Below are 20,588 nucleotides of genomic sequence, written 5' to 3' on the forward strand. Positions count from 1 at the left end.
TTTAGCGTTTAACGACCTCAATATCCCTGTTCTCTGTCACGGCGAACTTTTCGATATTGAAGCCTTGCGGGTTATTGTCCGAACGAACGGAGTTTACCAGAAAACAGGACGTAACCAGGTTACGTTTTGTCACGTTGCTCGAACGGATAATGAACTGTTTGGCATAGGTATGTACTGAATAGGGATAGGTCTCAAAGCTGCAGGACACACTGTCTATTTCGATGCGCTGCTGCACATTGCCCGATATAATACGGTTATAGTATCCTTTTTCCGAAAGGTCTTTGTAATAGTCAAAGGCACTTTTATCGGCAAGATTAAATGCCCTTTTCATATTGCTTTCAATCGCGTTTTTATCCGGAGCAAGTGTAAAGAAGAGTTCATGGAACCGCCTTACGTGTTCTCGTGCTTCGACGGGACGGTTGATTGAGGCATCCTGAGCGAGTGCCAGCATGAGTGATTTCCCATTGTCCAGTACATAAATTTTCTGTCTCTGCTGCTCGGCAAAACTGTAGGACTTCCATACCGCATATCCTGCAACACCTGTGCAGAGCACAGCAAACACAATAGCATACAGGCGTATCTGCCTGAAACTGTTTTCGATATTTCTTAGCGTTTTAAATTCCATTTTCTTGAATAATTAGTTGTTTTATTTGTTTATCAGCCTGCCACCGATATTTCCAACTGCCGAACCCGCTCCGGCTCCGGCAATATTTCCGGATTTCATTGCCGTTTGGTTTACGTTGCGGGTAAAGTTTCCAGCACCGCCGGCTTGGATGATCCAGCCTGTCACCGTAGGAATAGTGAAGTAGCCCACAATACCGATAATCATAAAGATGATATAAATACTGTTTGAGGTATCGGGAATGAAAGTCGGATCGGCTAGCATTTCAATATCCCTTTCAACAATCAGCGATTGTATCTTGGCAAGCATCGAACTGAACAGGTCTGCTACCGGAAGCCATAAATAAACGCTGACGTATCGGCTGAACCACTGCGTGAGTGTCGATTGAAACCCATCCCATACCGATATGGCAAATGCTATTGGTCCGAGTATGGACAGTACAATCAGGAAAAAAGTTCGAATGGTGTCGATCACGAGTGCTGCTGCCTGAAAAAGTATTTCCAGCAGATTGCGAAACCATTCCTTTATTGCTTTCTCTATCCTATAAGCCTCCCTGTCCATATACAGTCCTGCCATTGTCCCGACATCGGCAGGCGACCAGCCTAATTCATCGAGTTTTTTGTCAAATTCTTCGTTTGACACCAAATAGGCAGTTTCCGGGTTGCGGAGCATTGCTTCGCGGTCGAGCTGGTCTTTTTTTGCCTGCAGCTCGTTCAGGTCAAGCACTTGGTCTTCGAGGATGGAGTGGGTACCTGTAACCACGGGACTTAAGACCGCATTGATGGTTCCCAGTACAATGGTGGGAAAAAACATGATACAAAGCCCTAAAGCAAATGGGCGGAGCAGCGGGTAAACATCAATGGGCTCTGCACGGCTGAGTGCCTGCCAAACTTTTAATGCCACATAAAACAAGGCTCCAAGACCAGCCACCCCTTTAGCCACTGCCGCCATATCGGCGGACAGCGGGAGCATCTCATCATACAAAGAGCGCAATACCTGATGAAGGTTATTAAATTCCATGGCTTACCAGTATTTTTGGTTTGGTGTTCCATAGAGTTCCAGTACTCTTTTTGTATTGTGCTGCTTCTTTGCCCTTAGAATGCTTACCGAAATATTCTTATTGGTATAGTAGCGCACCAGGCTATGGTATTCTTTGACTTCTTTGTACACACGGTCAATAATATCCATGCGCTCTTTGTCATTAAGGGACAGGCTGGAGGAATTTACAATCTGTTTGAGTTCTTTCAGCAGCTCGGTACTCTCTCCCAGAAGTGCCGAATAGCCATTGGCAATAGCAGCCAGTTCCTGGGCGGAAAAATTGGGGTCATTCATCATTTTGCCAAAATTCTTTACATACATTTCCGATACATCACCCACCAGCAGGACGGTCTGCTGCACTTTGCGCGCATCTTTCACCAGATTGTTTACCGCTTGGAGTTTGTCGTAATATTCTTTGCCCTGCTTGTATACCTTTTCCACTTCCTTGAAATTTTTTACGACATTCGACACCGTGTTAGAGGTCTGTACTATTTCATTGGCGCTGTTGAGAATACCTGATGCCAGATTTGCCGGATCGGTAACTACAAATTGGGCTTTTACAGAAGGTGCTCCGGCAAGCATAAGTGCCGTATACACCAAAAACGTTAATTTTTTCATTGTTTTTGATTTTAAAATTTGTTACTAATTATTTGTTTTTTTGTCACGCCTTGCCATTGCAATGCGTTTGATGGCGAGTTCTACATTGCCGTCCAGTTCTGCAGCAAGGTTCATCACTTCCAGTTTTTCAGTTTCTTCGGTGGTGTAGGCATAATACTCTTCAAGGCTGACCTCTGTGGCATATACCGCCGAGTGTGTACCGCCGAGACCTATCCATACTTCCTTGTAAAGCCTTGAAGGATCGTTATTCATATTGATAGAAAGTACCTGCGCCTTTTCTTTGTCAGTCAGGCCCAGCATGGCCTGTATATCATCAAACTTGTTCATGTACTTGCGCTGGTCCAGCAGGATCTTACAGTCGGAATTGTTGATAATACTTTCCTTGACAATCGGTGACTGAATGATATCATCGACTTCCTGAGTCACTACAATCGCTTCTCCAAAAAATTTGCGCACAGTCTTAAATAAATAGCGGATATATTCTGCCATTCCTTCTTTGGCTATCGCTTTCCAGGCTTCTTCAATCAATATCAGTTTGCGTATCCCTTTTAGTCTTCGCATTTTATTGATGAATACCTCCATAATGATGATGGTCACTATTGGGAAGAGTATTTTATGATCCTTGATGGCATCAATCTCAAAAACGATAAAACGTTTGGACAATAAATCAAGCTGTTGTTCGGAATTCAGCAGGTAATCGTATTCACCGCCTTTGTAGTAAGGCTCCAGTACATTGAGAAAATTGGCAATATCAAAATCTTTTTCCCTTACCTGTTTTTCTACGAGTACTTTGCGGTAATCAGTGCGTACATAATCATAAAAGCCATTAAATGAAGGTTTTGCTGTTTCCTGTTTGATTCGCTCGATATAACCGCTTACTGCATTGGACAGCGCTACCTCTTCCGAGCGGGTTGGCGGTTCATCATCCCTTTTCCAAAGCGTAAGGATTAGAGTTTTGACACTTTCTCTTTTTTCAATATCAAATACCCCGTCATCGGTATAGAAAGGATTAAAGGCAATCGGATTGTCTTCCGTATAAGTAAAGTACACGCCGTCTTCCCCCTTGGTTTTACTTTTAATAAGCTCGCATAATCCCTGATAACTGTTTCCGGTATCTACCAAAAGCACGTGGGCTCCCTGTTCGTAATACTGCCGTACCATGTGGTTGGTAAAGAAAGATTTCCCGCTTCCTGATGGGCCCAATATGAATTTGTTACGGTTGGTAATAATTCCTTTTTTCATCGGCAGATCGGAAATATCCAAATGGATGGGATTTCCGGTCAGACGATCTGACATTTTGATTCCGAAAGGCGATAGTGAATTTTGATAATTGGTTTCTTCTGTGAAAAAGCATAAAGCAGGCTCGATGAAAGTATAGAAACTTTCCTCACTTGGAAAATCACCGGAATTACCAGGAATACCAGCCCAGTACAAGGTTGCTGTATCGGTAGTGTTGTGTCTTGGTTTACATTCCATGAGTGCCAGTGCACTCCCGGTATCGTTTCTTACTTGTTTTAATTCCCCGGGGTCATCCGACCATGCCATCACATTGAAATGCGCTCTTATAGAAGAAAGTCCGAAGGAATGTGCCTCGTTCAGGTAACGCTCAATCCACTCTTTGTTTATCTGGTTACTTCGGCTATAGCGGGCCAGGGAATGCATATTCCTTGCGGACTTCTCAAATTTTCTAAGGTTCTCATCACTGTTATCCAGAAACAGGTATTGGTTGTAAATATGATTGCAGTTCAATAACAATCCTACCGGAGCCGCAAACGAAAGCCGGCAGTCGCTTCGGTCTGTGGAAAGCTTTTCATAACGGGTATCTGCCGATACTGTACCAGGCAGATCGTCTGTGTCGGACAAGGTGTGCAGACATAGTCTTTTGTTCCCGATTCGCACCTCTTCAGCACCCAGGACAATGTCCTGCATCGGTGTTCCGGCTTCTCTTGAGAGGGTGAAGTATTGCTCTAGTAATCCCTGTTTTTCATCTGTCCCGACTATTTCTTCTTCACTCAGCCTTGTAAGTTTTACAAATCCGGAATCGTTAAGAATTCTTTCAAATTGCGATACGGCTTCCATAAAACGATGAATGGTTTCTTTATCGCTAATTTCTTTTGGTATTAAAGTGCCCTTGCATAAGGAAGAGAAATTACTCTGGGTGCGCATTCTTTCTTTAGTGGTTTTGGTCAAAAAGAGATAACAGTAATGATTCAAAAATGGGCGCTCATTAAAATGCTGCTGATAGGATTTCCCTAAAAAACTTATTTCTTCCTGATCCATTTTTGAAGCATAGTCTTCTTTAATAAACCAATCCTGCTTGTGTACCACTGTAAAATCTGGCAGTGTTTTAATTGCTTTATGCCAGGCGGAGTGAATGGCTTCATATTCCGCAGAAGCTGCTGTGAAAAGCTCGGGTAAATGCACCTGAAAACAAGCCGTTATATCAGCATCTTTAGAAAGGATGCAATGGTTTTCTACCGCCAGTAAAGGAAACTTATTTTCGAGTGTGGCGGCTTTTGAGGTATTTCTCATAGCGGTTTGGTTTTTACTGATGAAACATAGCGGTAGATGGGCTTGCGACAAATAATGTATCGTGGGTGCCTTTTTTTTGCGCCCGCTTTCATGAGACCATGTTCTCCATACTTTTTATTCAGCGAGAAAGTCTTCCAGATAATAAGTGATGCGCCGCCGATACCAAGCCCTAAACAGATATAGGAACTCATCCCAATGATATACAGGATCATCACCAGGACAAGAATACCCAGCAGGCCGCCTGCAAAAATGAATAGATACTGCGCTTTGAGTCCTTTAAATTCCACTGTATTTCCAATCCCTTTATTGATATTGTAATTGTTCATATATCAGTTTTTAAAGGAAGAAAGAGCGAAGAATCGTAGCCGCTACAATAAGGAAGATACAGGCACCAAACCAGCTTGCGGCCGTCTTACTGGTATCTGGATCGCCGCTGCTGAATTTGTTGTACACCTTAACACCTCCGATTAGACCAACTACAGCCCCAATAGCATAGATGAGCTGAGTTGCCGGATCAAAATAAGAGGTGACCATCTGAGTTGCTTCATTAATACCTGCTGTACCGTTGCCTTGTGCCAACGCACCGAAGCCTGTCAGAATTATCATTGTTGCCAACAGGTTTTTTTTTCTTTGTTTTTCCATAATTAAACACGTTAAATTGTTACTCTTTTCCCGCACTTAGCGAGTTTAGAGACAAAGATGTTATAGAATTTCATGTGTTTTAAGAAAGTGGCTATGAGTGGAATTGTTTGGCGCTGATGGGCGCTTACAATGAAGAAAAGTATTATATTAGTCGATTGTATATAATTGCTTTGTGTCTTAAAAATTAGAATAATGTCAAATAATTTAGTCGCATATTCAAGAGCAGGTGATGTATTTCATTACAGATGGGCAGCAAGGCGTTGTTTAGGATTGATTTATCCTAACGCCTCGTTACGCAGCATTGTAATTGAAGGATCCAAGGAAAATGAAAAGGCAGGCGAGTATGTCATAGATGTCTCAGAATACTATGAAGAGTTAAATGACAAAAAACACGTCAAGTATTATCAATTAAAACATACAACAGTTCAAAAAGATGTTCCGTTTGTTTTAAGTGATTTAAAAGATACTATTGAAGGCTTTTCAAAGAGATTTTCTCAGCATTTGCAGAAGAAGAATGCTCTTGCTTTCTCGTTTAATGTAGTTACCAACAGACCGATTGAAAATTCTTTTAAACAAAATATAATTTTCCTGGCACAGGACAAGAAGGTTCCCAACAGGTTTAAAACAACTATTGAAAAATACACCGGACTTACCTCCAGTGAACTATCTCAGTTCTGCCAACTTTTAGAATTTAAAGATGGTGAAGGAGACTACAATATTCAAAAGGATGATCTCAAATTAGAAATTGCGCAGCTTATAGCTGGAGCCGTTGATAATGCACAAATTGAAAGTATTGTTGCCCTTGTACAGGAAAGAGTTTTACCGGACTCTGATGGAACAATTACACGTGAGGATATTTTAAAGCGTTTTGGGATATACTATGAAAAAGATCTATTTCCGGCTCCTGCTATATGGGAGACTGCTGAAAATATTATTGAAAGAGAGCAACACGGGGAGCTTATCACGAATGTTTCAAATTCCCTATATGCTACAATAGTGCATGCTCCTGGGGGTGTTGGTAAATCCATATTCTGTAGGCAGCTAGTGAATTCACTACCTTCAGATTCAGTGGGTATAGCTTATGATTGTTTTGGAGCTGGACGCTATAGAAATCGTAGTGAACCCCGGCACAGGCATAGAGATGCGTTGGTACAAATCGTAAATGAACTTGCTGTAAAAGGGTTATGCGATCCATTACTTGTACAAGATACTTCTCAGGATAGCGATATTATGAAGAAGTTCTTATGGCGTATTGAATCGGCCTTAAAAATCTTAAGGCAGACAAGTAAATCTGCCATGCTATTTATTTTAATTGATGCGGCTGATAATGCAGAAATGGCAGCCCAGGAATATAGTCATCCTTGTTTTGCCAAGGAATTGCTTCGTGAGGATATGCCAGATGGATGTAAGCTTATTCTGTTATGCAGGACAGAACGTATTGAATTATTAAAGCCACCTTCTAAAATTGAGCAGCTCAAATTAGAAGGATTTTCTAAAACTGAGACATTCATAAATTTAAAGAGATGGTTCCCAGAAGCTGATGAGAAAGACGCCGAGGAATTTCACCGCTTAACAAGCGGGAATCCACGTGTACAAGCAAATGCGTTAAGTGTCAATACTTCATCTGTTTATGAATTACTAAGTCGTTTAGGCCCTTCAGTAATTACTGTTGAAGAGCAGATTGAGATGCAATTAAGTACAGCTGTATTGGCAATAAAAGATTCCCTATCAGATTCTTTCCAAGAACAAATAGAAGCTATATGTTTAGGATTAGCTAGTTTACCACCACATATTCCAATAGAGATTTTAGCAAAGACATCGACTGTAACCATTGAGACAATAAAAAGTTTTGTAGCCGATATTGGCCGCTCATTGTGGTTGTCAGATGAATCTGTACAGTTCAGAGATGAGCCAACGGAAACGTGGTTTAGAAAAACTTTCTTAGCAAAGAAAGAAAATTTTGAAACCTATATAAATATATTGGAACCTTTAGCCAATCATTATACTTATGTGGCTGAGGTTCTGCCGAACATGTATCTTCAAGCGGAGAAATATGAAAAACTAATTGAAATAGCACTCTCGGATAGTTATTTACCGGAAGATAATCCCATTGATGCAAGAAACGTACGTGTTTACAGGTTGCAATTTGCTTTTCGTGCGGCACTAAGGGCAAAAAAATACAATGATGCGATTCAGATTGCGATGCGGGCTGGTGAAGAAATGGCTGGTAACCAAAGGCAGATAGAACTTTTTCAGACCAATATTGATCTGCTTGTTGCGTTGCAGGACAAACAAAAAATTCAGGATATTGCATTTAAACGTTTATTGAAAGGAAGATGGAATGGTTCAGAGAATGCTTATACCGCTTCATTACTGTCAGGAATTGATGAATACAAAGGAGAAGCCAGAGGGTATTTAAGGGCTGCTGTAAACTGGATGCAAATTTACTTTGAAGAACTTAAGATAAGTGATAAGCAACGTCCTGAAAACGAAGTCACAAAAGAAGATGTTTTAGAATTAGCATATGCATTTTTCAACATCGAAGGAGTAGCTGATTGTGTTAATTTTCTAAACAGATTTACATCCAAAGAGTTTGTTTTCAATGTGATGCAGAATCTGACAAAAAGACTTATTGATATTGGAAATTTTGAAGCTGTTAATAGTTTTTTGGCAGCCTGTACCAAAAAGCCATATTGTACAGTAGCAATTGTAAGTGAACTGTTTAAAATTGGCATATTTCCAGAAAAGAAATTCATTGAAACTTGTTTAAAACTAATGACAGGTTCAAAGTCCCGAATTAAAAAGCCAAAACAATATTACAATAGTGAAAATATAATTTCAGCAATAGTTTCCTTTATAGAAGCTTGTTTATACAGAAATCTATCTTACGAACTGATTTTAAATGTATTACGGTATTATGTTTCTGAAAAGGCACCACAGATGGTGCATAGCAGACATCAATCTGCAGAGCGTACTATTTATTTAAAAGCGCTGGCAGTCAGAAGTTTGATAGATGGAACGCCGGAATTAGATATTGATGCTATCTTACCTCAAGAACTTGCTAAAAAAAAGGAAAAGAAGAACTATGATCGTGATAATGAGATTAACGAATTCAAAGAAATAATCGGTGGCTTATTTCCTTTGTATTTTTTAAGAGCTAAAGTAATAAGCTCCCATCATTTCAATATCCAAGAGGAAGTAAAAAATGCGAAAGAAAAATCAGGTAAAGCCAGATCGAATAGATATCAATCTCATGATAGCTTACCCTACGAGATTACTTCGCTCTGGTCATCCATTTTAATATTATATAACAAAGGAAATAAAGAAGAAATTAGTTGGTTGTATGATTCCTGTCTTAAGGATAATAAATCTTTGTGGATTCCTGTTGAACTGAACACAGTCAGGGCAGCTTTTAGATTGCCGCATTTATATTTTATCAAAGAGAGCCTTGAAGAACGGGCTTATTACCGTATTAAAAGTATTAATGACGGTACTCCGGAGGAAGCGGCAGAAAAATATATATGTCTTAGTCGTGCTGTATTGAACACCGCATCAGATGATGCTGGTATTTATTTTGAAGAAGCCGTAAATATTGTCTCTAAATTTGGTGATGAGATAGTCAGGAGATGGGAAGCTTTTATATCTCTTAGTGAAGAGACATGTATCGAAAATAATATCTCAAATGAATTGGCTTACCGGTTTATTAGATGTGCCGAAGTTGTTGGCGAATACGTAGATCGTGAAAAGTATTGGGATAGAAGTGAAGCAATTGCTGTTTGTGCTAAAATGTCCAGTGGAACAGCAATTGCTGCATTAAGTCGGTGGAGAGAAAGGAATATTGGAAGGTTTGAGTACCAGTTAGAAGCCTTGATGATTGAAATGGTTGGATCGAGTAAAATTTCTCCTTCATTGGGATGGACTATGTCACGATTCTTTTCACATCATCAAAAGGAGCACTTTCTTTCAATCTGCTTAGAAAAGGAATCTGATTTAGAATTAAAGCAGAAAATATTTGCCGACGTCGTCTGTCTTCTTCAAAGAGAAGGAACTACAGCAGAATATTGGAAAAAAATTAGAGATATAGGACACATTCAGAATATTCAAAATGATATATTAGAGAGTATATTGGTTAGCCATAAAAAAAATGAAAAATTAATATTATTACAAGATAAAAAAGAGAAAGATATTTTTAAATTCGATCAGAAAGGCTCTGATATAAATTGGGAAGATGTATTTGGGGATTTGAATATTCTGAATGCTACTGATTTTGAAAAGTGCCTTCATTCCTTTTATGTGATCTCAGATAAAAAAATTTACAGGACTACTAAAATATTTTGGAAAGAAGGTTTAAAAAGATTAGACAAAAAAGATGTTGTGAAATTTATCGATCTAGTACTTGAATCTGAATTAGACCGTTATGAAGTAAATTCATTTTTCGCTTCCCTTCCGAATGAAATAAAGAATAAGGTTAGTTTTAAGAAAAATTGGCCCAATCTGGTCAGGCAGCTAGGAAGAAAGTATGCTCAGGAATTGTCGGCTCCATATTCCATTAAATCCTATGCATTAGAACTTGATCTAAATCCTGATGAAATAGATAAACTAAAAGAAGGGATATTTGAAGGCTTGGCAAATGGATATGAGTTTTCCAATGCAGAAATATTCTTTGGCTTTGTAACTATTGCTTCTCCTTTAATAGACGCTGTACAAGCAGGAGATCTTCTTGATTTTGCCATATCAAGATTTGAACTGCATATTGAGACAGGTTTTGGTGATGGGCAATGGAATAATTGGCTTAACACATCTATGGATGTCAATAATCAAATAGCAGGTTTCATTTGGTCCGCACTTGGATCTCCAAGGTCGGCTGAGCGATGGAATGCTGCCCATTGTGTACGAATGCTGGCTGAGTTTAATTGTATTAAGGTTATTGAAGAACTGTTTAAATGGATGCAACATGATAAAACCGATGCTTTTGGCAGTTGCGAATTCCCTTTTTATAATCTTCATGCACGGCAGTATTTATTAATCGCTATAGCGAGAATATCTCTTGATAAACCTGATTTATTGATTCCTTTTAAGGATGTATTTGTTCATTATTCCATAGGAGAACCTCATATACTGATCCAAAAAATTTCAGCTGAAATAGCAGCTAATCTTTCAGTTTATTTAGAAGATATCTACGATGAGGAAACGTTAATTAAAATAAATGCTGTTGGTAAAAGTAAATTGCCCGTTTTGAAAGTGAGCGATAATGAGAGAATAGAAAGCCCTTGGCATATCAATAATGAAGTTGCCACTGAATATGATTTTTATTTTGGATTGGATTTCGACAGCTACTGGTTTGAACCGTTGGGTGAAGTATTTGGTATACCTTGGAAACAAGCACAAGATATCGCTGCTGACGTACTCATTAAGGAATGGAGTATAAAAGAAGAGAATGGATATGATAAAGATCCTCGTGTTTCTTTATGGAATAAATACTCCAATGAACGGGAAACATGGCATGATCACGGAAATTATCCAAGAACAGACAATCTTGATTTTTATTTGTCTTATCATTCGATGATGGTTGCAGCCGCAAAGCTTCTTGAAAAAATGCCCGTGGTTTTAAAAGAAGATTGGGAAGATAATCAATTAGAGGAATGGATTTCAGATCATTCACTAACTAGTACTAATGGTAGATGGCTCTCTGATTATCGTGATGCTGTTCCATTAGACAGGCCTAAATGGATTTCTCAAAATATGAATGATAACTGGAGGAAAGATATGCCGGAAGAATCCTTCTACGAAGCATTACTCGTTGTAAATGGGGATAATGATGATCCGTGGCTTAATGTTAAAGGAGGGTGGACAGAAAAGGATGGAGAAAGAACTGAAAGTTTTTCAATTACCTCTGCTTTAGTTTCTAAATATACTTCCAATGCATTAATGAGAGCACTAGAAACCTGCAGTGATCCTCACGATTATAAACTTCCTGACTATAAAGAAAGAAGAATGGAAATAAAATCAGATCCTTTCGAACTTAAGGGGTGGCTTATGAATGAAACTGCTTCAAAGGGATTAGATGAATATGATCCTTATGCGGATAATGTAGACTATCCTTCTTATTTAATAGGGGACGAATTTATAAACAAGTTAAATTTGTCTAGAGAAAGTGAAGGGAAAAGCTGGTATTTGCCAACATCATCTTATCCTGATTTGAAATGCGAAATATGGAGCAGTCATAGGGGAATGGAGAGGGATGAGAATCCAGATCAAAGTGGTAAACGATTGAAAGCATCATTACATTTTTTAAAACATCTATGTTCAACTTTTAATTGTGATTTATTACTGGAAGTTGAAATAAAAAGGGATATTACCTATAAATATAGAAGAAGTGAGGAGAAGTACGAATATTTAAAACCTAAACACAAACTATTTATACTATCATCGAATGGAGAACTTAGAACTACAGAAAAAAATTATAAACTTAGGTAAACTTTTTGTTAAGGAGCTTAAATTAGAACCAGGGGTTGACACTTTTTCGCGTTGGATGGCTCATTTTATTGCTGAAAAAATAGTTATTGCTGAAGAATCAGAAGGAAGTGTAAAACAAGCTGCTGAAAAAGAGTGTTTTGAAGTAATATTAAAATTATGGGAGCACCGACGGTCTCTTCCGTCAGGAAGAAGACCTTTAGAAAGTTTTGAACCGATTTTAGCCACATTATCTAAATTAAATCCTGATAATGAGGAGCCTTATTTTTTTAATCCTTTCCAAAATAGAGACCTAACGGAATTAAAAACTGATATTTCAGATTTCAATTCTGTAGAAGCCTGGTTAAATATTGTAACAGAAATTGATAAGACATCCAGAATTTGGATTGAATATGCTTTAACTCAGGCAACAAATAATGCTAAAAATGAAAAGACAAAAGAATGGATTGAAAGTACGATAAACCTGCCAAATGATAATATTGAGGTAACCATAGTCAATTCTTTAGTGGAAGAACGTCCATTTTTTGATTTTGAAGATGACGATCAAGATGATTTTTCAAAAAAATATAATACTGAGAGATTAAAAAAAAGGGTTTCTGAACTCAAAAAATACTCAGAGTTAAATACATTTTTATTAGCTAAATATGAAGATGAACTAAAAAAATTAAGCAGCACAAAATAATGATATTTATTAGTCAAAATAATAATTTAATGTCCTTAACAAGATATGGAAAGAGTCTATACAAAGTCCCCAATGTCAAACTCCCCCAAATCATTTTTCCGCAAAGTGGAAGAACTGGCATCAATTTCAGAGGAAAGGCTCTCATCCAATAGCTCAGCTTTTATAGAGTTTTCTAGCGGTCTGAATATTAGCTATTTGTGGTTTTTAAGCGGAAATTGAGTATGAAAAGTACCAACCTTTTACTGTTTAGCATTTTTCGATTTACATTTTGCGTCCTTTTTGTTTACTTTGTTTTGGCTGGATTGACAGTTGTTTTTCGGTAGCTTTTTTTAGCCTCTTTTCTGTTTTAAGGTTGCTTTTAATTAAATCGACTAGAAACGTTTTTTCCCACGGAACATTCTTTGCAGTAAACTGCAATTTTAATCCTTGCTTTACCAGTCCGTGGCTAATATCCAATCCATATTTCCGATTCCAACCTATCCTGTCCAATAATCTTTCAGATGGAAATTCAACAGCTATTAAATCCTTTGGATATGCTTTTATACTGTTATAATCAGGCTCCTGGAATTCATGCGTTTTTGGGTTGTATGGAATGGTATAGGTTCTTTTATCTCCGTCATAGTAGCTTTCGATATCGGAAAATACAATGCCTTGTGAAAGGAAATCATCTTTGGGTCTTAGCTTGTCCATTCGTACATCAACATAAAAAGTATGCCCTGCAATTTCTATAGTGGGCAGCAGTCCCTTATTTATACGTAAATCAAAAGCTTTCTGATCCACCATTATTTCAAAGTCGGTCATATGGCCGATAGCATCAGGCGAGCAATTGTACTTCCTGCATATACCCAATGGATCCATATCGGAAATTCTGGGTATTCTGACAGTTGTAAAGATTTCATTTGCTATGTCGGATGCATCTATTCCGTAGGTCGTCTTTGATTCGTCAAGACGTTTGGAATTTCTATCATATACAAATTCATAATGTGTACCGCAATCTTTCATATCCTCCAGCAGTACTCTGTAGTCAGGTCTTACTTTTTCAAACAAAGCCATTTGGTCGATGTCGAACAGGTATTGTGTTCCCTCAATTTCAATTTCGGGCAGTTCTCTTTCCATAATTCCTTCTTTTTATAGAATGACAAAGGGAAGTCTAAAGAAACTCCCCAATATCAAAATCACTCAAATCATTTTTCCGCAAAATAGAAGAACCGGAATCAGCTTCAGAAGAAAGGCTTCCCTCCAATAGCGTAGCTATCTTTCGGGAAGCACCTTCCATGGAATTTTCCAGCAGGCTGAATAATTCGGTTCCCTGTATTTTCTGAACGATGGCGGCCGCTGTTTCCTTTTGGGATGGCTCCAATTTTTCTTTTTGGAGCAGCATCGCCACGGAGCTTAGTTCTTCGAAGGTAACCCCCTGGGCAAAACCGTCATTCCCTGCCGATATCCCATACCTGTTCCATTCTTCTTCCTCTTCCTCAAAATCAGGCATTCTACTGAATACTTCGTCCAGTTCTTCTTGCGGAATTTGAATACCGACGTTTTCGTTTTCGTCGTATTCAATGTCTAAATTATCAGGATTTAACTCCAGTTCCTGAATCTGGTGCTCAGTGTCATTCTTTGGCACTGAATGGCTTCTCATAGGTCTAGGCTGCCCCATAATTTCGGGAAGATTTGGATTTGTCTTTTCCTCTGTTGGGTTTTGCTCCTTCCTTTTCTTAATAATAATTTTATCCTGTACCAACAGGGTAATAATGATAAGCAGGCATATCACAATGATTGTTTCCATAACTAAAGAATTGGTTTGTTGCGTTCATTAAAATAATCCGTGATGTCCTGGCCAAATTCCCTGAAGTGATGTTCCATAATATTGTCAATGTAGGAATAGAGCGTAGTTTTTTCTTCTCTCGATAATTGCACAATGCGCAGCAGACGTTCATGGTACTCGGGGCGTAGGTATACTACTTTTCCGCTTCGTCCTGAGGAAAAGCGATTGACCATAAACAATTTTTTAAATTGTTCTTTACGGTTCTTGTGAGTTTTAATTTTTATCTTCATGGTTACATTATAAAATAGGTTTGTATTTCTCGTTAAAACTTTTGGTGATCTGTTCTCCGAATTCTTGAAAATGATATTCCAGTACATTGTTTAGATAGGCATAGATCGCCAGCTTATCCTCACCGATAACCTGAACGATCCGGGATAATTTTTCATGAAAATCAGGCTGGATGTACACCGTTTTGCCATCTCGGGCATTGGTATCAGTTTTCTTGAAAAAAATGGATTCATAGTCCGTATCAGTTCCTCTTTTAATTCTTATGCGTTCCTTTGTTAAAGGCTTCTCCTGTACCGGTTCTGATGAAGGTTTGTGTTCTTCAACCGGAGGTATTAGCCCTTCCTTTTTAACGCCATCCGCCATTATATCCATCATCAACGCTTCGTCGATGTTAGGAGTGATTTTTTTCTTATTATCTTTTTCCATAGCTTTATAATTGAACAATCTTTAAAAATTCTGCCATGAACTGGTCTAACCGGCAAGCCTTCATCAAGTATTTGTCCGGAGGCATTAAAGTGGAGCGGAAAACAGACTTTGTATCGAGTTCGCTTTCTTTTCGGAAGCGTGTGCTGTTCATGATGCTGCACTGCATAAGGCTAAATCCCAAATCATTGATAAGTTTGTTATAGATGCCATATAAAGGGGAGCGTTCCCGGCCATCTACCTGGTTCCAGAACAGGTTGATACTTTTAATGGACGTTTCTCCTTTTTTCATAATGACATCGCGCATCAATTGTGTAAAAACAAGGGTGCTTTCCATCACTACACGATCAGCAGTAATGGGGGTGAAAATGTGATGCATCCCTGCCAATGCTTTCAAAATCCCTGGTGTATTTACCGTTCCGGGAAGATCAAAAAAGATAACGTCTATTGGAACTGTTGAGGATTCTAAAAAATCATTTGCTGCCTCCAAAACACCTTCCGCTTTATGCTGAATGATTGGATAGGCTTTTTTGTTGATCGTGGTAAACTGTGTGTATGCCATCCTTTTTAAAACCTCATTTTCCATAACCATCGCCAGGTCACGGGTCTTCATTTTCATTAAGCTGAGCTGTGGGAAATCGGCATCGAATACTACAACATTGTAACCCAAACGATAATGAAGCGTACTGGCTGCAAGTGCCGTGAAAGTACTTTTGCCCACACCCCCCTTTTGGGAAGAAAAGGCAATAAATACGGGTTTGTTTTCTGTTTTCATTTCTTACTGTTTTTAATTATTTGTACTTATTTATCTGTGTAGATAATCAGACAGTTAATTGTATGTCTTTTACAGTACACAAGTAATTTTGTCTTGGCCTGCGTACCTGATTACATTTGTATTATCCTAGTAAACTATCTGGGTATAGTACTACCGTTTCAGATAGCAGTGCGCATAGTGAGATACTGTTTCAATTACATCTGCGTACATATAGCCCAATGTTTAAGTGGGTAATCAGCGGACTACTTTTCCTTATACTCTTATAGACAATTAGCAGCTTATCTATATTCCAATTTCGGTATCTACATTACTCTGTAGATAGATACAGAGGTGATTTTAAAACTCCATGCATCTACTTTCTTATACAAAGGAATAGAGATATCTATGTGCTTTTATTACTACGGTATTGCTTGGCATCCAAAGGCAGTTTTTGGCATTGCAGCACACTGCATTACTCTGTTAAAGAGTGTTTTACTTTGTAAAATAATTTTTATTAAACGCCTGATGCAAAAACAAGATGATATATCGGGTAAGAAAGTAAACGGCCAAAAGCCGTTTTTCCCTGCTAACATTAATCCGCCTGTAAGAGCGGATTTTCCTTTCACCAGAAAGGAGCAAGTTGTGTTTTGAGCTGCTGGAAATGAATTCCGCCGCTCAAAACAACTTGCCCCGCCGGGGGCTGGAAAACATTCTCCAAAGTCGATGTTTTATAAAATTATAAATGGATTTTTTATGACCGAAAATACTAACAGACCACAAAAGAAATCTGGACGCAATCCTAAAACGGATCCCGCTGTATTTCGTTATTCCATATCCTTAAATGCGGAAGAAAACGCCCGTTTCCTTTCTCTTTTTGAGCAGTCACAAATGAAAGTAATGGCCCATTTTATCACTGCCTGTATCTTTCAGAAGACCATTAAGACCGTAAAAGTAGACAAAGCCACAATGGATTATTATATGCGATTAACCACTTTTTACGGGCAATTCCGGAGCGTTGGAGTGAATTACAATCAAATCGTAAAGCTGCTTTATCGCAATTTCTCCGAGAAAAAAGCCGCCGCTTATCTCTATAAGCTCGAAAAGCATACCGCAGAAATGGCAGTATTGTGTCAAAAAATCATACAGCTAACAGGGGAATTTGAAGCAAAATACAGTAAAAACAACAAGTGATATGGTAGCTAAAATTGGCAGAGGACAAAATTTGACCGGTGTACTTTCCTATAATCAACTCAAAGTCGAGAAGGAAAATGCGGAGATTCTCTTTACCAATAAGATGCTGGAAACTCCTGATGGTCAATATTCTGTTGCCCAGCTACTGCGTTCTTTTGAACCTTATTTGCTGGCGAATCGTAAAACGGAGAAAACGGTTCTGCATATTTCTCTGAATCCGGACCCAAAGGATAATGTCAGTGATGAAAAATTTAATGCTATTACGCAGGAGTATATGGGAAAAATGGGATACGGCCAGCAGCCTTATGTAGTGTTCAAACATACCGACATTGAACGCACCCACATTCATATTGTATCGGTCTGTATAGATGAAGAAGGCCGGAAAATTTCCGACAGTTATGAGCGTAGACGCTCGATGGATATATGCCGGGAGCTGGAACAAAAACACCAATTAGCCTGCGCTGCTGAGAAAGATCCCAAACAGAACCAGAGGGCATTTCGCCCAGTGAATTACAAGAGCAATGATCTTAAAGTACAGATCGCTTCAGTGATACGGTACCTGCCCAAATCCTATCAGTTCCAAAGTTTAGGGGAATATAATGCTTTGTTATCGCTGTTTAATATTACAGCAGAAGAAGTCAGAGGAGAGTTACATGGAAAGCCCAAACAAGGGCTGGTCTATTTTGTCCTGAATGAAAACGGAGAAAAAACAAGCACCCCTTTTAAAGCCTCTCTTTTTGGAAAAAGTGCAGGTTATATCGAGCTGCTAAATCATTTTACAGTTTCCGCAGCGTCTCTTAAAAAAAGTGATGCGGGAATTACAATTAGAAAAGCAATTGAAACGCCCCTGCAATGTGCCACTGACGAACCAGACTTTAAAAAGCAATTGGCTGAGAAAGGAATTAATGTTGTTGTCCGCCGAAATGAAACAGGCCGCATTTATGGCATTACATTCATTGACCACAATTCTAAATCAGTATGGAATGGTTCGCGTTTAGGAAAAGAATTTTTAGCCAATGTATTTAACCATTGGTGGAACGAGGGACAAAAACCGGAAATCATAAATGCAGAAGAACCACAAACAATTTCCACCCAAGCAGCAATATCCGAAAGCTTACCAACGGACAAAGTTCACGATTTGTTTGATTTTCTACATTATGAAAGTCCTGCATATGCTGTTGACAGTCATAGTACTATAGAAGGTTTAGGCGGATTATTGCCTGAGGCTCAGGGAGAAGATTTTGAGGAACAAGCCTTTGCAGATCGTCTAAGGAAAAAGAAAAAGCGAAGAAACAATAATAAATAATTAAAAATAACAGCTATGCAGGGAGAAGATGACTTAAGGGGATTAGCCAAGATTATGGAGTTTATGAGAGGAGTCAGTATTTTATTAGTACTGATGCACTGTTATTGGTTTTGTTACGGGTTTTTCAAAGAAGAAGGGTGGACATTATCTATTATTGATAAAATACTGGGGAACTTTCAGCGGACTGCAGGACTGTTTTCACATACGCTGTATACGAAACTATTTGCTTTAGTTCTTCTGGCGTTAAGCTGTCTGGGCAGTAAGGGAGTGAAAAACGAAAAGATTACCTGGGGCAAAATCTATACAGCGCTCACAATAGGCTTTGTTTTTTTCTTTCTCAATACCCCATTACTCAGTCTTCCTGTTGAAATGGCAGCATTTTTATATATGTTCACCCTGAGTTTGGGATATATTGCCCTGCTGATGGCAGGTGTATGGATGAGCAGGCTGCTCAAAAACAGCCTTATGGATGATGTATTTAATACCGAGAATGAAAGTTTCATGCAAGAAACCGAGCTAATGCAAAATGAGTATTCTGTCAATCTGCCAACTAAATTCTGGTACCATAAAAAACAGCACAACGGCTGGATTAATATTGTAAATCCGTTTCGTGCAACCATTGTTTTAGGTACTCCGGGTTCAGGTAAATCCTATGCCATCGTAAACAATTATATCAAACAACAGATTGAGAAAGGTTTTTCCATGTACATCTACGATTTTAAGTTCGATGATCTCTCTACAATTGCCTATAATCATTTATTGAAGCATACGGATAAGTACAAAGTAAAGCCCAAATTTTACGTGATCAATTTTGACGATCCGCGAAAAAGCCACCGTTGCAATCCGATCAATCCTGATTTTATGACTGACATATCCGATGCTTATGAATCTGCTTATACCATCATGCTCAACCTGAACCGTTCCTGGATACAGAAGCAGGGTGATTTTTTTGTGGAAAGCCCGATTATCCTTTTGGCTGCCATCATCTGGTTTTTAAAGATTTATGATAACGGGAAATACTGCACTTTCCCTCACGCAATTGAATTATTAAATAAAAAGTATGCCGATGTATTTACCATTTTGACGACATATTCCGAACTGGAGAATTATTTATCGCCGTTTATGGATGCCTGGCAGGGAGGTGCACAAGACCAATTGCAAGGTCAGATCGCATCAGCAAAAATACCATTGTCCCGTATGATCTCCCCAAGTCTTTACTGGGTAATGACCGGTGATGATTTTTCACTGGACATCAATAATCCTAACGAACCTAAAATCCTTTGCGTAGGTAATAATCCCGACAGACAAAACATTTATTCGGCAGCTTTGGGATTATATAATTCACGTATTGTCAAACTCATCAATAAAAAAGGACAGCTTAAAAGTTCGGTAATCATAGACGAGCTGCCTACTATTTACTTCAGGGGACTGGACAATCTTATTGCGACAGCACGAAGCAACAAAGTAGCTGTATGTTTAGGGTTTCAGGATTATTCACAATTGACCCGCGATTATGGGGATAAAGAAAGTAAGGTAATTCAAAATACGGTAGGTAATATTTTCAGCGGACAGGTAGTGGGAGAAACGGCAAAAAGCCTTTCGGAACGTTTTGGTAAAATATTGCAGCAGCGCCAGAGTATGACTATCAATCGCAATGATAAATCAACTTCCATTTCCACACAACTGGAAAGTCTCATACCGGCCTCCAAAATATCTACCCTGACACAGGGAATGTTTGTGGGAGCCGTTTCCGATAATTTTGAGGAGCGTATCGAACAAAAGATCTTTCATGCAGAGATTGTGGTCGATAATGAGAAAGTGGCTGCTGAAACTAAAACCTACCAGAAAATCCCAGAAATACTTTCATTTGTAAATGATCAGGGAGAAGATACGATGAAAGCTGAAATTGAGGCCAACTACAAACAAATCAAACAGGATATTATCGGGATAGTGTCCGATGAAATGGAGCGCATCAAGAACGATCCAAATCTACAGCATTTATTACCAAAAAGAGAAGCCTAAAGGCAATGTATAAATATAAATTTATCGTCAGTTTTCAATCCGAATAAGCAATCTTTCCTTCAAACAATAGATTTTTTATATTTTAAAAAAAAGTATTTGTTCTAATAAGTTTTGTCATTTACAGAGGAACTAAGCTGATTTAGCTACTTGTAACATTATTTGGCCAATACATTACAAAACACTTCGTGCAAGATTCATTACGACTACTAAAGACAACTTTTATTTATTAAC

16 protein-coding genes are annotated in these 20,588 nt (G+C 38.6%); 5 read left to right on the top strand and 11 right to left on the bottom strand.

All coding sequences use genetic code 11. The annotated features are described in order from the left end of the window. Position 1 precedes the first annotated feature (1 nt). From traK to EV142_RS05680, 6 genes are read right to left on the bottom strand one after another with little or no spacing between them, the layout of a single operon-like run. Positions 2 to 625, bottom strand: coding sequence for a conjugative transposon protein TraK (traK, locus tag EV142_RS05655; protein WP_127337614.1), 624 nt, complete (start codon positions 623 to 625; stop codon positions 2 to 4). A gap of 21 nt (positions 626 to 646) precedes the next feature. Then, positions 647 to 1,642, bottom strand: a complete 996-nt coding sequence (traJ, locus tag EV142_RS05660) for a conjugative transposon protein TraJ (protein WP_127337613.1) — start codon at positions 1,640 to 1,642, stop codon at positions 647 to 649. 3 nt (positions 1,643 to 1,645) lie between these two features. Further along, the gene (locus EV142_RS05665) at positions 1,646 to 2,278 is read right to left on the bottom strand and encodes a DUF4141 domain-containing protein (RefSeq protein ID WP_127337612.1); all 633 of its coding nucleotides are present in this window, start codon (positions 2,276 to 2,278) and stop codon (positions 1,646 to 1,648) included. 24 nt (positions 2,279 to 2,302) lie between these two features. Beyond that, positions 2,303 to 4,810, bottom strand: a complete 2,508-nt coding sequence (locus EV142_RS05670; protein WP_127337611.1) for a TraG family conjugative transposon ATPase — start codon at positions 4,808 to 4,810, stop codon at positions 2,303 to 2,305. Next, positions 4,807 to 5,136, bottom strand: coding sequence for a DUF4133 domain-containing protein (locus EV142_RS05675; RefSeq protein WP_127337610.1), 330 nt, complete (start codon positions 5,134 to 5,136; stop codon positions 4,807 to 4,809). The genes EV142_RS05670 and EV142_RS05675 overlap by 4 nt, the downstream gene beginning before the upstream one ends. A 10-nt stretch (positions 5,137 to 5,146) precedes the next feature. Further along, positions 5,147 to 5,452, bottom strand: a complete 306-nt coding sequence (locus EV142_RS05680) for a DUF4134 domain-containing protein (RefSeq protein ID WP_127337609.1) — start codon at positions 5,450 to 5,452, stop codon at positions 5,147 to 5,149. 192 nt (positions 5,453 to 5,644) lie between these two features. On the opposite strand from EV142_RS05680, the gene EV142_RS05685 reads away from it, so the two are divergent. Continuing rightward, complete coding sequence (locus tag EV142_RS05685; RefSeq protein WP_132033485.1) at positions 5,645 to 11,929, top strand: ATP-binding protein; 6,285 nt, start codon at positions 5,645 to 5,647, stop codon at positions 11,927 to 11,929. Continuing rightward, positions 11,886 to 12,608, top strand: coding sequence for a hypothetical protein (locus EV142_RS05690; RefSeq protein ID WP_127337607.1), 723 nt, complete (start codon positions 11,886 to 11,888; stop codon positions 12,606 to 12,608). Before EV142_RS05685 ends, EV142_RS05690 begins: the two co-directional genes overlap by 44 nt. Before the next feature lie 261 nt (positions 12,609 to 12,869). Here the strand turns inward: EV142_RS05690 and EV142_RS05700 are convergent, their stop codons facing one another. Genes EV142_RS05700 through EV142_RS05720 form a run of 5 tightly spaced genes read right to left on the bottom strand, consistent with a single transcriptional unit; the run spans position 12,870 to position 15,859 of the window. Then, complete coding sequence (locus EV142_RS05700) at positions 12,870 to 13,724, bottom strand: hypothetical protein (protein WP_127337606.1); 855 nt, start codon at positions 13,722 to 13,724, stop codon at positions 12,870 to 12,872. A gap of 34 nt (positions 13,725 to 13,758) precedes the next feature. After that, the gene (locus tag EV142_RS05705) at positions 13,759 to 14,394 is read right to left on the bottom strand and encodes a conjugal transfer protein TraD (RefSeq protein ID WP_127337605.1); all 636 of its coding nucleotides are present in this window, start codon (positions 14,392 to 14,394) and stop codon (positions 13,759 to 13,761) included. A gap of 2 nt (positions 14,395 to 14,396) precedes the next feature. Then, positions 14,397 to 14,663, bottom strand: coding sequence for a DUF3408 domain-containing protein (locus tag EV142_RS05710; protein WP_238160831.1), 267 nt, complete (start codon positions 14,661 to 14,663; stop codon positions 14,397 to 14,399). 7 nt (positions 14,664 to 14,670) lie between these two features. After that, complete coding sequence (locus EV142_RS05715) at positions 14,671 to 15,087, bottom strand: DUF3408 domain-containing protein (protein ID WP_127337603.1); 417 nt, start codon at positions 15,085 to 15,087, stop codon at positions 14,671 to 14,673. A 4-nt stretch (positions 15,088 to 15,091) separates the two neighbouring features. After that, positions 15,092 to 15,859: a ParA family protein gene (locus EV142_RS05720; protein WP_127337602.1), complete on the bottom strand. Its 768-nt coding sequence runs from the start codon at positions 15,857 to 15,859 to the stop codon at positions 15,092 to 15,094. Positions 15,860 to 16,591: 732 nt separating this feature from the next. Between EV142_RS05720 and mobA the strand changes: the two genes are divergently transcribed. From mobA to mobC, 3 genes are read left to right on the top strand one after another with little or no spacing between them, the layout of a single operon-like run. Further along, positions 16,592 to 17,029, top strand: coding sequence for a conjugal transfer protein MobA (gene mobA, locus EV142_RS05725; protein ID WP_127337601.1), 438 nt, complete (start codon positions 16,592 to 16,594; stop codon positions 17,027 to 17,029). Position 17,030: 1 nt separating this feature from the next. Then, the gene (gene mobB / locus EV142_RS05730) at positions 17,031 to 18,335 is read left to right on the top strand and encodes a conjugal transfer protein MobB (RefSeq protein WP_127337600.1); all 1,305 of its coding nucleotides are present in this window, start codon (positions 17,031 to 17,033) and stop codon (positions 18,333 to 18,335) included. 15 nt (positions 18,336 to 18,350) lie between these two features. Beyond that, a complete protein-coding gene (gene mobC, locus EV142_RS05735; RefSeq protein ID WP_127337599.1) occupies positions 18,351 to 20,357 on the top strand; it encodes a conjugal transfer protein MobC in 2,007 nt (668 codons plus the stop codon). Positions 20,358 to 20,588: the final 231 nt, after the last annotated feature.

The organism is Flavobacterium circumlabens, assembly GCF_004345565.1.
GTDB lineage: Bacteria > Bacteroidota > Bacteroidia > Flavobacteriales > Flavobacteriaceae > Flavobacterium > Flavobacterium circumlabens.

What these genes read in the sequence shown, in the direction of transcription:
- EV142_RS05675 (WP_127337610.1), bottom strand. Translation starts at nt 5,136, where the DNA reads ATGAACAATTACAATATCAATAAAGGGATTGGAAATACAGTGGAATTT.
- EV142_RS05705 (WP_127337605.1), bottom strand. Translation starts at nt 14,394, where the DNA reads ATGGAAACAATCATTGTGATATGCCTGCTTATCATTATTACCCTGTTG.
- traK (WP_127337614.1), bottom strand. Translation starts at nt 625, where the DNA reads ATGGAATTTAAAACGCTAAGAAATATCGAAAACAGTTTCAGGCAGATA.
- EV142_RS05680 (WP_127337609.1), bottom strand. Translation starts at nt 5,452, where the DNA reads ATGGAAAAACAAAGAAAAAAAAACCTGTTGGCAACAATGATAATTCTG.
- traJ (WP_127337613.1), bottom strand. Translation starts at nt 1,642, where the DNA reads ATGGAATTTAATAACCTTCATCAGGTATTGCGCTCTTTGTATGATGAG.
- EV142_RS05700 (WP_127337606.1), bottom strand. Translation starts at nt 13,724, where the DNA reads ATGGAAAGAGAACTGCCCGAAATTGAAATTGAGGGAACACAATACCTG.
- EV142_RS05720 (WP_127337602.1), bottom strand. Translation starts at nt 15,859, where the DNA reads ATGAAAACAGAAAACAAACCCGTATTTATTGCCTTTTCTTCCCAAAAG.
- EV142_RS05715 (WP_127337603.1), bottom strand. Translation starts at nt 15,087, where the DNA reads ATGGAAAAAGATAATAAGAAAAAAATCACTCCTAACATCGACGAAGCG.
- EV142_RS05710 (WP_238160831.1), bottom strand. Translation starts at nt 14,663, where the DNA reads ATGAAGATAAAAATTAAAACTCACAAGAACCGTAAAGAACAATTTAAA.
- mobA (WP_127337601.1), top strand. Translation starts at nt 16,592, where the DNA reads ATGACCGAAAATACTAACAGACCACAAAAGAAATCTGGACGCAATCCT.
- EV142_RS05665 (WP_127337612.1), bottom strand. Translation starts at nt 2,278, where the DNA reads ATGAAAAAATTAACGTTTTTGGTGTATACGGCACTTATGCTTGCCGGA.
- EV142_RS05670 (WP_127337611.1), bottom strand. Translation starts at nt 4,810, where the DNA reads ATGAGAAATACCTCAAAAGCCGCCACACTCGAAAATAAGTTTCCTTTA.
- EV142_RS05685 (WP_132033485.1), top strand. Translation starts at nt 5,645, where the DNA reads ATGTCAAATAATTTAGTCGCATATTCAAGAGCAGGTGATGTATTTCAT.
- mobB (WP_127337600.1), top strand. Translation starts at nt 17,031, where the DNA reads ATGGTAGCTAAAATTGGCAGAGGACAAAATTTGACCGGTGTACTTTCC.
- EV142_RS05690 (WP_127337607.1), top strand. Translation starts at nt 11,886, where the DNA reads ATGGAGAACTTAGAACTACAGAAAAAAATTATAAACTTAGGTAAACTT.
- mobC (WP_127337599.1), top strand. Translation starts at nt 18,351, where the DNA reads ATGCAGGGAGAAGATGACTTAAGGGGATTAGCCAAGATTATGGAGTTT.